This window comes from Flavobacterium foetidum (assembly GCF_004634245.1).
GTDB lineage: Bacteria > Bacteroidota > Bacteroidia > Flavobacteriales > Flavobacteriaceae > Flavobacterium > Flavobacterium foetidum.
In genome coordinates this window covers 15,243-27,839 of sequence record NZ_SJTF01000023.1, presented here as the reverse complement: position 1 = coordinate 27,839, position 12,597 = coordinate 15,243, and the positions used below count along the sequence as shown (strand labels likewise).

Annotated in this window: 10 protein-coding genes; 5 read left to right on the top strand and 5 right to left on the bottom strand. The window is 37.0% G+C overall.

The window, feature by feature from the left end:
• Positions 1-4: 4 nt before the first annotated feature.
• The 3 genes from E0W73_RS20810 to E0W73_RS20800 all read left to right on the top strand — a co-directional run bounded on the left by E0W73_RS20810 (position 5) and on the right by E0W73_RS20800 (position 3,231).
• A complete protein-coding gene (locus E0W73_RS20810) occupies positions 5-595 on the top strand; it encodes a hypothetical protein (protein WP_135223973.1) in 591 nt (196 codons plus the stop codon).
• A 1,538-nt stretch (positions 596-2,133) separates the two neighbouring features.
• The gene (locus E0W73_RS20805; RefSeq protein WP_135223972.1) at positions 2,134-2,613 is read left to right on the top strand and encodes a TlpA disulfide reductase family protein; all 480 of its coding nucleotides are present in this window, start codon (positions 2,134-2,136) and stop codon (positions 2,611-2,613) included.
• 3 nt (positions 2,614-2,616) lie between these two features.
• Positions 2,617-3,231, top strand: a complete 615-nt coding sequence (locus E0W73_RS20800) for a thioredoxin family protein (RefSeq protein WP_135223971.1) — start codon at positions 2,617-2,619, stop codon at positions 3,229-3,231.
• 133 nt (positions 3,232-3,364) lie between these two features.
• Here E0W73_RS20800 and E0W73_RS20795 read toward each other — a convergent pair whose 3' ends face one another.
• From E0W73_RS20795 to E0W73_RS20775, 5 genes are all read right to left on the bottom strand, one after another.
• Positions 3,365-4,591, bottom strand: a complete 1,227-nt coding sequence (locus E0W73_RS20795; RefSeq protein ID WP_208730557.1) for a PQQ-dependent sugar dehydrogenase — start codon at positions 4,589-4,591, stop codon at positions 3,365-3,367.
• Between the two features lie 362 nt (positions 4,592-4,953).
• Positions 4,954-5,844 carry a dienelactone hydrolase family protein gene (locus tag E0W73_RS20790; RefSeq protein WP_135223970.1) on the bottom strand — a complete coding sequence of 297 codons (891 nt, stop codon included), beginning with the start codon at positions 5,842-5,844 and terminating at the stop codon, positions 4,954-4,956.
• Between the two features lie 66 nt (positions 5,845-5,910).
• On the bottom strand, positions 5,911-6,204 hold the full coding sequence (locus tag E0W73_RS20785; RefSeq protein ID WP_135223969.1) for a DUF3861 domain-containing protein: 294 nt from the start codon (positions 6,202-6,204) through the stop codon (positions 5,911-5,913).
• Between the two features lie 20 nt (positions 6,205-6,224).
• Positions 6,225-6,956 carry a LytR/AlgR family response regulator transcription factor gene (locus tag E0W73_RS20780; RefSeq protein WP_135223968.1) on the bottom strand — a complete coding sequence of 244 codons (732 nt, stop codon included), beginning with the start codon at positions 6,954-6,956 and terminating at the stop codon, positions 6,225-6,227.
• On the bottom strand, positions 6,953-8,002 hold the full coding sequence (locus E0W73_RS20775) for a sensor histidine kinase (RefSeq protein WP_135223967.1): 1,050 nt from the start codon (positions 8,000-8,002) through the stop codon (positions 6,953-6,955). Before E0W73_RS20775 ends, E0W73_RS20780 begins: the two co-directional genes overlap by 4 nt.
• 264 nt (positions 8,003-8,266) lie before the next feature.
• Here E0W73_RS20775 and E0W73_RS20770 point away from each other — a divergent pair, with 264 nt between their 5' ends.
• Entirely contained in the window at positions 8,267-9,418 is a 1,152-nt protein-coding gene (locus E0W73_RS20770; protein ID WP_135223966.1) for an efflux RND transporter periplasmic adaptor subunit, read from the top strand.
• A 5-nt stretch (positions 9,419-9,423) separates the two neighbouring features.
• Positions 9,424-12,594, top strand: a complete 3,171-nt coding sequence (locus E0W73_RS20765; protein WP_135223965.1) for an efflux RND transporter permease subunit — start codon at positions 9,424-9,426, stop codon at positions 12,592-12,594.
• Positions 12,595-12,597 lie beyond the last annotated feature (3 nt).

Below are 12,597 nucleotides of genomic sequence, written 5' to 3'. Positions count from 1 at the left end.
AAAAATGATGTTGTATAAATTCGAAGAAGTTTTAAATGACTTGATGGATTATTTTATTCTGGGAGATGTCGATTGTTTGATGCAGTATAAAATCGAAAATGATTTGCCAGATGATTTACTAACGGAATTCACGACCGAAGAAACCGGAGATCAAGTTGTACAAGAAGGCATAATGGTACCGATGATTGGCGTAGAAAATCATCCGTATACGATTTATTTTAATCTCTCAGACGAAACTCCTGAATTGTTAAAACCAGAAAATCAACTGCAGCATAAGCAAGATGGCTACTGCCTTACGGTGGTCAACGGAAGAATTTATTTGTACACCATTCCGTATTTAAGAGATTTTACCAAAGGCACTGTTGATTTGCTAAAGAAATACAAACATGCATCTATCGAACTTCCCAATGGGTTTTACAATGTTTCGATCTTGGCAGGTTTAACAAAGCAATCCACAGAAATAAAAACTGTTTCAGGAGAAATAAAAAAGATTGAAGACATGGAACCTACTTTTGAATTTCTCATTAAGCCGTCTATTGAACGACCTAATTTTACGGCAGATTTTACCTATCCTTTTAGAGTAGAGTTATTGTAACGAAATATCTCGAAACCATTTCAAATTTATTTGGAGTATTTGACTGTGCTAATTTATTAGCCAATTTTCATTTTATACGAAGCAATATGAATCCAGCGCTACAAAACAATTCGAACCGATGGTTCTTTTATATGTTTGTATAAGATTCTTTAAAATAAAACATCCAGAATTCCATAGGAATGTTCCGTTTTGTAGCAACGAATTTTAATCCGTTGGGCGAACATGTAGATTAAAAATGTACCGAACCTACGGCTCTCTGTTTCGATGCATTTTCTTACGCTGGATTGAAATCCAGCGCTACAAAATAATTCGAACCGATGGTTCTTTATATTATGTTTGTATAAGATTCTTTGAAATACAAAATCCAGAATTCCATAGGAATGTTCCATTTTATAGCAACGGATTTTAATCCATTGGGCGAACATGTAGATTAAAAATGTACCGAACCTACGGCTCTCTGTTTCGATGCATTTTCTTTACGCTGGATTGAAATCCAGCGCTACAAAATAATTCGAACCGATGGTTCTTTCATATCATGCTTGTATAAGATTCTTTAAAATGCAAAATCCAGAATTCCATAGGAATATTGCATTTTGTAGCAACGGATTTTAATCCGTTGGGTGAAACATGTGGATTAAAAATGACCGAACCTACGGCTCTCTCTTTCGATGTGTTTTTTCTTTTAAGCTGGATTAAAATCCAGCGCTACAAAATAATTCGAACCTATGGTTCTTTATATTATGTTTGTATAAGATTCTTTGAAATACAAAATCCAGAATTCCATTGGAATGTTCCATTTTGTAGCAACGGATTTTAATCCGTTGGGCGAAACATGTAGATTAAAAATGTACCGAACCTACGGCTCTTTGTTTCGATGCATTTTCTTTACGCTGGATTGAAATCCAGCGCTACAAAATAATTCGAACCTATGGTTCTTATATTATGTTTGTATAAGACTCTTTAAAATGCAAAATCCAGAATTCCGTATGACTGTTCCATTTTGCGGAAACGGATTTTCATCCGTTGGGCGAAACATGTATATTAAAAATGTACCGAACCTACGGCTCTCTGTTTCGATGCATTTTCTTTACGCTGGATTGAAATCCAGCGCTACAAAATAATTCGAACCAATGGTTCTTTCATATTATGCTTGTATACGATTCTTTGAAATACAACATCCAGAATTCCGTAGGAATGTTTCATTTTGTAGCACTCTCTTTGTTTCGATGCATTTTCTTTACGCTGGATTGAAATCCAGCGCTACAAAGCAATTCGAACCGATGGTTCTTATATTATGTTTGTATAAGACTCTTTAAAATGCAACGTCCAGAATTCCGTAGGAATGTTTCATTTTGTAGCAACGGATTTTAATCCGTTGAAAAATATTGAAAAAAAATATGAAGTTCCGTAGGAACGATTTATAAATCTTAGCAACTTAGTACCTTAGTACCTCAAAAAAGAATCATTATTAACAAAATATAATTTGTCATTAGTTTATATTTGTAGGAAACAAATTAATTTTAAGAGTCTTAGAACTTATGAGAAATAAACTTTTAAAAATCTCTTTCTTTCTTTTGCTGCTTTTTTCCGTAAAAGGATACAATCAAAACGTTAAGCTTTTAGATATCAATCAGCTTAATGAAAGAATCAAAAATGGAAAAGATAGTACCTACGTGGTTAATTTCTGGGCAACGTGGTGTGCGCCTTGCATAAAAGAACTGCCGCATTTTGAAAAATTGGGAGCTGAACATAAAAAAGATAAACTCGCTGTTTTACTAGTAAGTTTAGATTTTAAATCAAAATTGACTTCTAATGTAATTCCGTTTGTGAAGCGAAAAAACTTAAAGAATGAAGTTTTTTTATTGAATGAAAGCAATCCGCAAGAGTTTATTGACAGAATCGACCCAAGTTGGTCAGGCAGTATCCCTGCAACACTTTTTATTAAAAATGACAAGCGAAAATTTGTTGAAAGTGAATTTACGTACGAACAATTATTAACTGAATATAAAAAACTGTAAACCATGAAAAAAATAATCTTATTACTGGCATTGGCACTTTCTGCCTTTTTGGCTCAGGCGCAAACTGGGACAACATTAAAAGCAGGCGATGCTGCACCCGACTTCAAACTGAAAAACGTAGACAATAAGGAAGTGTCTTTTGGAAGTTTTCCAAATGCAAAAGGCTATATTGTAGTTTTTACCTGTAACACCTGCCCTTATGCAATAGGCTACGAACAGCGCATTATCGATTTAGATAAAAAATTCAGACCACAAGGCTATCCTGTAATTGCAATTAATCCAAATGATCCAGAGGCATCTACTGCTGATACCTTCGCAAAGATGCAGGATTTGGCAAAAGACAAAAAATATCCTTTCCCATATTTGTTTGATCCAGGGCAAAAAATTACAGATCAATATGGTGCAAAACGTACACCACATATCTTTATTGTTTCTAAAACTGCAAAAGGGAATGTTGTGGAATATGTAGGAGCAATCGATAATGATCCTGAAGGTAACAATCCGCAGAAAACAAAGTATGCAGAAGAAGTTATCGCCTCTTTGAAAAGCGGTCAAAAACCAGCCGTTACTCAAACGAAAGAAATCGGCTGTACCGTAAAAAGAAAAGCAAAAGCTTAATTTTTTTGTTTCAAGTTTCAGGTTCAAGTTTTATTCCGTTGTGTTAACCTGAAACCTGAAACAAAATCCAAACTTTCATAAAATACAAAACGCCCCATTACAGGGCGTTTTTTGGCTAATATAATGAACAAGTTTACTTTTTATCGATGCGATAAAGTCTTCCTTGATCGGTAACGGCGTATAATGCTTCATCTTTTCCTTGAGTAATATCTCTAAACCTTTGTCCTTCTCCGGCTAGTAATCTTTCTTCTCCGGCCACTTTATTGTCTTTAAAAGCTAAACGTACAATATGCGTGCCACTAAGCGAACCTATAAAAAGATTATTCTGCCATTCTGGAATACGTTTTCCTGCGTAAAATGTCATACCGCTAGGAGAAACTACAGGATCCCAATAGTATACGGGTTGTTCCATGCCTTCTTTCTGTGTAATTCCGTCACCAATTTTTGCACCGCCATATTCAATTCCGTACGTAATTGTTGGCCAACCGTAATTGGTTCCGGCTTTGATTCTGTTGATTTCGTCGCCACCTCTTGGACCGTGCTCACTTTCCCAAAGTTCTCCCGTTGTTGGGTGAATAGCCAGTCCCTGTGGATTTCTGTGACCGATTGTGTAAAGTTCTGGTAAAGCTCCAGATCCGCTAAAAGTTGGATTTCCAGATGCAGCTTGACCACTAGTTGTAATGCGTATAACTTTTCCTAAACTGCTATTAACCGCTTGTGCTAACGGACGAGTCTGTAATACGGAGCGCTCGCCAATGCTTACAAAAAGATTTCCTGTTTTGTCAAACAGAACTCGGCCTCCATAATGCAATGTACTCGAATTTGGCGTATTCGAGCGATAAATTACAGTAGCATTTTCTATAGAAGCATCGTTGTTTGCCAATCTTCCTTTTGCTACAGCGGTAATATTTCCGCCTGAAACAACTTCAGAAAATACCCAGTAAATCATTCTGTTGGTCTCAAAAGCAGGATCCAGGCAAAGTCCTAATAAACCGCCTTGGTCGGCTGGATTAACAGTTGGAATTCCGGTTATGGCTGGACCTACAACGCCTGCCTGAGTCACAATTTTCATGGAGCCTCCTTTTTCAGTAACCAATAAACGTCCGTCAGGAAGATAGGCAACTCCCCAAGGAGCGCTTAAGCCGTTGGTAATAATTTTAGATTCGTATTCAGTGGTGGTCTGAATGCTTCCTGCGCGTGTCTGTCCCGAAAAAGCGGGCTGGTAAGTTGTGTTTGCGGGTTTGGTCTCGACTGGAGGACCTGTCGGGCCAACATTAACATCGTCGTCTGAATCATTATTTGAACAACTGCTAAAAGCTGCAAGTGCGACGAATAGAAAAATACTTTTTTTGATTATCATAATGCTTTCATTTTTATGGTTAAAAAATAATTTCGTGCATTACCGAACACTTCGAAAAAGAATATTATTTATTAGAAATCACCAATTCGAATCCTATGGAGTTTCTTTTTTATTTTCAATTTAGAAATGCCTAAATGCTTAAGCATACAAAAAATCATAAATTTCAATAGAAATTAAATTTCTTTTGGAAAAGCATTTAGTGGTGCATGCTAAAATGTAACGGAAAATAGCTACAAATTATTGCCGTAAAAAATGAAATTTTTTTTGCTTTAGTCGTAATTCAAAAAGTGAAATCACGTATAACCCCTATATTTAAAGGAGTTTTTAGGATTGCATTTTTTTTAGAAAAACAACTTAGAAAGCTATTTCTTCAGCTTTTCTTTAAAAAAATCGATGGTTCTTTTCCAAGATAAAGTTGCGGCGGCTTCGTCGTATCTTGGAGTTGTATTGTTATGAAAACCATGATTGACATTTGGATAGAAGTATGCCGTATTTTCTATTTTATTTAGATTGAGCACTTCCTGAAACGCCGGCCATCCGTCATTTACTCGTGTATCTAAACCAGCATAATGGAGTAGTAGTGGTGTCTTGATTTTTGCGGCATCTTCTTTTGAAGGCTGTCCTCCATAATACGGAACTGCTGCCTTTAGATCTGTTATTTTTACAGCCATCATATTAGAAATCCATCCTCCAAAACAAAAACCGACGACACCGATATAGCCGTTGCAGTCTTTATGAGATTTTAGATATTCGTATGCCGCAATAAAATCTTCAAGCATCTCTTCTCGGCTGCGTTTCTTTTGCATTTCTCGTCCTTCGTCATCATTTCCGGGGTAGCCTCCGAGAGGAGACAGTGCATCTGGGGCAAGTGTAATAAAACCTTCGAGAGCAGCTCTTCTTCCCACATCTTCAATATACGGATTCAGACCGCGGTTTTCATGAACCACAATAATTCCGGGTAATTTCTTTCGATTTTCAGAAGGCTGCGATAAAAGTCCTTTTATGCTTCCGCCACCTTTGGGAGAATCATAATTGATATATCCAGTTTTTATTCTCGGATCTGTCGGTTGTACCAGAATCGAGTCGACATAATTAGGCGTCATGAAGCTCAAAAGAGAAGGCAATGTAATTGCACCAACGGCAAAAATGGAAAGTTTTTCTACAAATTGCCTTCTGTTTATTTTATTGTGTGCATAATCATCATACAAATCAAATACTTCCTGACTGATGTCTTCTTTGTTGATTTTATCCATAGCTTTTGGTTTTTTGGAGCGTTATTTTAGGAGATGAAGATAAAAAAAAGCTTGCAGTTTACTGAACTACAAGCTTTTTAATTTTTTCATAAACACAGGAAAAACTTCATTTAGTTCTTCAAAAAGAGGGTTTTTTCTGTGTTTTAATTTGATTTCGCTGAATAATTTCAATCCCAATGCAAATTGAACTGCTTCAGATTGATCTTCGAAGATGTTCTTCTCATTGATTCGTTCAATAATTCCGAAAATTTCATCGTGATTGTCAAATTGGATTCCGAGTTCTTTTGCAGGTTCGGTTTCTCCGTTTGCATATTCCTTGAGACTTAAAGTCAAGTAATATTTGTTAGATTTTTTTTCCATGTTTTTTATAATTCAAAATGTTATTTAAGCCATTTATCCACCATGATTTTAAAGGCTTCTTTATACTGTTCGCCAACCGTAATTTCAATTTTATCGATAAAAATGGAGTTTTTGCTGATGGCACTAATTTTATCTAATGCAACAATAAAAGAACGATGCACGCGCATGAACTTTGATGAAGGCAGTTTTTCTTCTAAAGCTTTTAAGGAAATAAGCGACAGCAGAGATTTTGGTGAATCTTCCAAATGCACTTTTACGTAATCTTTCAAGCTTTCGATATAACAAATGTCTTTAAGTGAAATGCGAACCCACTGGTATTCGACTTTTAGAAAGATGAACTCGTCATCGGCGGCAATATTTTGAAATCCGTTTTTGCCTTCTTCATGTATTTGTAAAACTTTATTAGAAGCGCGCAGAAATTCTTCGTAACTAAAAGGTTTTAAAAGATAATCGACCGCATTCACACGATACCCTTCAATTGCATAATGGTTATAAGCCGTTGTAAAAACAATTTTAGGAAGAGGTCCAGACTGGTCTTGCAAAAGTCTTGCAAGTTCCATTCCCGTTAGATTAGGCATGTTGATATCTAAAAAGACTAAGTCGGGCTGTTTTTCGCGTATAACGCTCATCGCTTCTACGCCATTATCACAACTTCCTATTAATTCTAAAAAAGGAGTTTGATGTATAAATGTTTCGACTAGCTTTAAAGCTAATGGTTCATCATCGACTGCTATACATTTTAATATGGTCATTGCTCTAAAGTTATTTTCAGTTTTACTCTATATTTTCCATCCTCGGTAATGCCAAATGTCATAAAATGACTGTTCGGATAAATAAGGTGTAATCTTCTTCTGGTATTAGTCAAACCAATACCTCCAACATCTTGAACGGTTGTTTTTTCAAAGAATGTATTTTCGACTTCAAACTCCAAATCAGTATCATTTTGACTAAGTTTGATAAAAATTTCGCTTTTATCAGTGGCATGAACACCGTGTTTAAACGCATTTTCTACTAAAGGTAATAATAACATCGGAACAATTGGGTAATCGTTCAGTTTTTCAGGGATTTCTGTTGTAATAGTCAATTTGCTGTTGGCGCGAAGCTTCATTAAGGCAATAAAATCCTTCAGGAATTCGACTTCTTTCAGCAAGGTTGTTCTTTCGCCTTCGGTGCTGTAAAGCAAATAGCGCATCATACGACTTAAGGTATGCAACGCGTTTCTAGAATCTTCGATATCAGTATAAGTAAGCGAGTAAATACTGTTTAAGGAGTTAAAGAAAAAATGCGGATTAATCTGTGCCTTTAGCATTGCCAGTTCGGCCATTGTTTTATCCTGCTCCAATTTTTGTTTATGCTGTGCGGCTTTCTGCCAGTACTGCAACATTGCCCAACTGGTGCTAATTCCTAAAACCAACAACGTGAGCATCAAGACGTAATTGTCAAAATATGGATTTCTGTATTTTTTGAACCCAAGAATCAGACTTATTTTATTATGAAGATCGGTTTGCGATGTATAAAAATATGCAATCAGCTGCATTGCAAAAACGGCAATAAGAGCCCAAATTAAGAAAGGCGATGTATTGTCTTTAAAAATGGTTCTGGGTACTATTATTTTTGAATTCGAATAAAAAATGACAATTAACAAGAGCAATAAAATAATCTGCCAAAGCCAAAATATGCTAGGGAGAATTACATTCCATGTTAATGGCATATAAAACAACATAATAAAGCCCAATAATACCCAGCTGAGAATATGCAATCCAGCAAATAAATAAGGTCTAAAAATGGTTGTAAACATTATGATTTTCTTTTTTTAAAGGCAATATTACATTTTATTCGAATATAATTTTTAGGCAATCGCCCAAAACGGATTTAGAGTCTGTAAAAAGCATTTTAGAGCCGATAAGATAAAAATTAAACAGTTGTTTAATATTTTGAAAAAGTCTATCGGTTCTAAGCTTGCCTTTATCGATTCTCTTTTGCTCTTCGTCTATTTGAAAATTTTCGCTTCTTATATTTTAGTTCTTTTGTTGTCATATAATAGATAATTCACATTTTCACAATGAATAAGCAATCATTTTTAAGCATTCTTGCAGCATCAATTGTTATCGCTTCTTGCGGTAAAAATGATAAGTCGGCTCAGGCTGGCGCACCGCAGATAAAAGAGTATAAGACCGTGACGTTACAGCCGGAATCTGCAACACTAAACAGTGATTTTCCAGCAAGTATTCAGGGACAACAAAATATAGAAATCCGCCCACGAGTTGAAGGTTATATCGATAAAATTTTTGTCGACGAAGGAGCTGTTGTAAAAGCGGGTCAGCCTTTGTTTAAAATCAGCGCTCCAGAATATGAACAGCAGGTTCGTACCGCGACGGCAAGCATCAAAAGCGCTCAGGCAGACTTAAGCGCGGCGAAATTGGCTGTGAACAAAGTAAAACCTTTGGTCGAAAAAGGCATCATCAGCAAATACGATTTAGAATCAGCTCAATATACTTATGAGTCTGCTCAAGCGGCATTGGCTCAGGCAAATGCAGCTTTAGTAAATGCTAAAGTAAATTTAGGCTATACCACTGTGACAAGTCCAGTAAATGGAGTTGTAGGTTCAATTCCGTTTCGTTTAGGGAGTTTGGTAAGTTCTAATACGGCTGAGCCTCTAACTACAGTTTCAAGTATTGGTAATGTATATGCTTATTTCGCAATGAATGAAAAAACGTTGTTGAATTTTACTAAAGATGCGGGAGCTTCATTAAACCAAAAACTTAAAAATATGCCGGCCGTTTCTTTAGTGCTTTCAGACGGTTCTGCTTACGATCAGAAAGGGCATATTGAAACTGTAAATGGCTTGATCAATACCGAAACAGGTACTGTAAATGTAAGAGCTCGTTTCCCAAATCCAAAAGGAATCATCAGAAGTGGAAGCAGTACTACAGTTCGCATTCCAAAAGAAGTAAAAGACGGAATCATTATTCCGCAGAGCGCAACCTTTGAACTTCAAGATAAAATGTTTGCAGTAGTCTTAGGAAAAGATGGCAAAACAAAAAATGTAAACATTACGGTGCTTGAAAATACAGCGGGAAACTATTATGTGGTAACAAATGGCTTGCAGGCAGGTGACCAAATCGTATTAGAAGGAGTAGCTTCTTTAAAAGAAGGAACTGAAATTAAAGCTCAGAATCAAAGCCCAGAAACAGTTTATGCTGATTTAAAATAAAAAGAATGTTTAAAAAATTTATACAAAGACCCGTACTCTCGACGGTAATATCTGTTATTATCGTTATTCTAGGTGTTTTAGGCCTAATTGAGTTACCGATTTCTCAATATCCGGATATTGCGCCGCCTACCGTAAACGTGGCCGCAAGTTATACAGGAGCCAATGCAGATGTGGTACTTAAAAGTATCGTAATTCCGCTAGAAGAACAAATTAATGGTGTAGAAAACATGACCTACATGACTTCTACAGCAACCAATGACGGAAATGCTTCAATAAAGATTTTCTTTAAAGTAGGTACCAATCCTGACTTAGCAGCGGTAAACGTGCAGAACAGGGTTTCTAGAGCAACGAGTTTGCTTCCTGTTGAGGTAACGCAGGCAGGGGTTACCGTAACCAAAAGTCAGAGCAGTAACTTGCTGATTTTCTCTTTATATAGTGATGATAAGGCTTACGACCAGACGTTTCTTCAAAACTATGCAAAAATCAACCTTGTACCTCAAATTCAGCGTGTAGTAGGGGTAGGAGATGTAACGGTTTTTGGTGCAAAAGATTATTCTATGAGAATCTGGCTCAAACCAGATGTAATGCAGCAATACAAACTGATTCCGAGTGATATTTCGGCAGCTTTGGCTGAACAGAATATCGAGGCTGCGCCAGGTAAATTTGGCGAAAACGGAAATCAAGCATTTCAATATGTAATCAAATACAAAGGCCGTCTGACGAGTGCTCAGGAGTTTGAAAATATTGTCATAAAATCTGTTGGAAACGGGCAAATGCTTCGACTTAAAGATGTGGCTAAAGTAGAATTAGGATCTCTAAGTTACGCTTCTACGATTAAGACAAACGGCGTAGAATCTGCGGCTATGGCAATCAGCCAGACTCCGGGATCTAATGCACGAGATGTAATCATCAATTCTAAAAAATTGATTGAAGAAGCGGCAAAAAGTTTCCCAAAAGGAATGAAATATACCATTATGGTGGATGTTAATGAGAACTTGGATGCTTCTATCGAAAAAGTAATTCATACATTGATTGAAGCATTTATATTGGTTTTTATCGTAGTATTTATTTTCCTTCAAGATTTTAGATCGACTTTGATTCCGGCAATTGCGGTTCCGGTTGCGATTGTAGGAACGTTCTTCTTCCTGAATTTATTCGGATTTACGATTAACTTACTGACGCTTTTTGCGATGGTTCTCGCCATCGGTATTGTGGTCGATGATGCGATTGTGGTTGTGGAGGCCGTGCATGCGAAACTCGACCATGGCTACAAATCGGCTAAAAAAGCGACTATTCACGCAATGGACGAAATTTCGGGAGCTATTATTTCGATTACCTTGGTAATGGCTGCGGTATTTATTCCGGTAACATTTATCACTGGATCAACAGGGGTTTTCTATAAACAGTTTGGTATTACATTGGCGGTGGCGATTATTCTTTCGGCAGTAAACGCCTTGACTTTGAGTCCTGCCTTGTGCGCACTTTTATTAAAACCGCATGCAGATGATCATAAACATAAAAGTTTTTTACAGCGTTTTTATACTTCGTTTAACGTTGCCTTCGATAACGTAACACAGCGATACAAACGTTCGGTCAGTTTTCTTTCTGTAAAAAAATGGATTGCGGTGGCTTCTATTATCATTGCAAGTTTGGCATTGGTTTACATGATGAAGACTACACCATCTGCCTTTGTTCCGTCGGAAGATCAGGGGACAGTTTTTGCTAATATCAGTTTGCCACCATCAGCTTCTATGGAGCGTTCGGATATAATGGCCAAAAAAGTAGATAGTATTGCGAAAACTATTCCGGGAGTCAAAAACACGCTTCGTATCGTTGGTCAGAACTTTACCGCTGGTGCGGGTAGTGCCTATAGTATGGTTATCGTGAAATTGAAACCATGGGATGAACGTGATTTAAGCGTTGATGACGTAATCGGACAGCTTTTTGCTAAAACGAGCGGTATTCGTGAGGCTAGTATTTTCTTTATTTCGCCGCCAACGATTCAAGGTTTTGGACAAAGTGGTGGATTTGAATTCCAATTACAGGATAAAGGTGGACATACAACGGCTGAGTTCTTTAAAGTAAATAACGAATTTTTAGCAAAATTAGCAGAACGTCCCGAAATTCAATACGCGACGACTCCTTTCAATCCTGGATTCCCTCAGTACATGATGGATATTAATTTAGCGAAAGCGAAAGATGCTGGAGTTTCTGTAAATACCATTCTTTCAACCATGCAAGGATATTATGGTGGATTGTATGCTTCGAATTTCAACAAATTCGGAAAACAATACCGTGTAATGGTTCAGGCAGCTCCAGAGTTTAGAGCAAACACGCAGGGATTAAATAAAATCTTTGTTCGTAATAGTGCTGGAAATATGGCGCCAATTACAGAGTTTGTAAAAATGACACGAGTTTTCGGTCCAGAATCGATTTCGAGATTTAACTTGTTTACCTCAATTTCGATTACGGGAGCGCCAAAACCAGGTTACAGTTCTGGTGATGCAATTAAAGCAATTCAAGAAGTGGCAGCAGAAAATCTTCCAGCAGGTTACGGTTACGAATTCTCAGGATTAACACGTGAAGAATTGGCTTCTGGAGGGGAAACGATTTTCATTTTTATTTTATGTTTGGTGTTCGTTTACTTCTTATTGAGTGCTCAGTACGAAAGTTATATTCTGCCATTTGCAGTATTGTTTTCTATTCCGTTTGGATTGGCGGGAGCCTATTTGTTCTCTATTATTTTCAAGCTGAATAGTAATATTTACTTACAGATTTCCTTAATCATGTTGATCGGACTTCTTGCCAAGAACGGTATTTTGATCGTAGAATTTGCTTTGGACAGAAGACGAAAAGGTTTGCCAGTTGTGCAGGCAGCAATTGAAGGAGCCGTGGCTCGTTTGCGTCCAATCTTGATGACTTCATTCGCCTTTATTTTGGGACTTGTGCCATTGATGTTTGCTTCTGGAGCAGGTGCTGTTGGTAACAAATCGATTGGTACTGGAGCTGTGGGCGGAATGTTGATCGGAACCATTTTAGGAGTATTTGTTATTCCGGTTCTGTTTATCATTTTCCAAAACTTACAGGAAAAAATCAGCGGTCCAGCAAAAGACGGTTATGATGACGAAGATGACGATGAAGATGAAATTCATTTATTAGAAGCTCATAAAGAGTAAAAT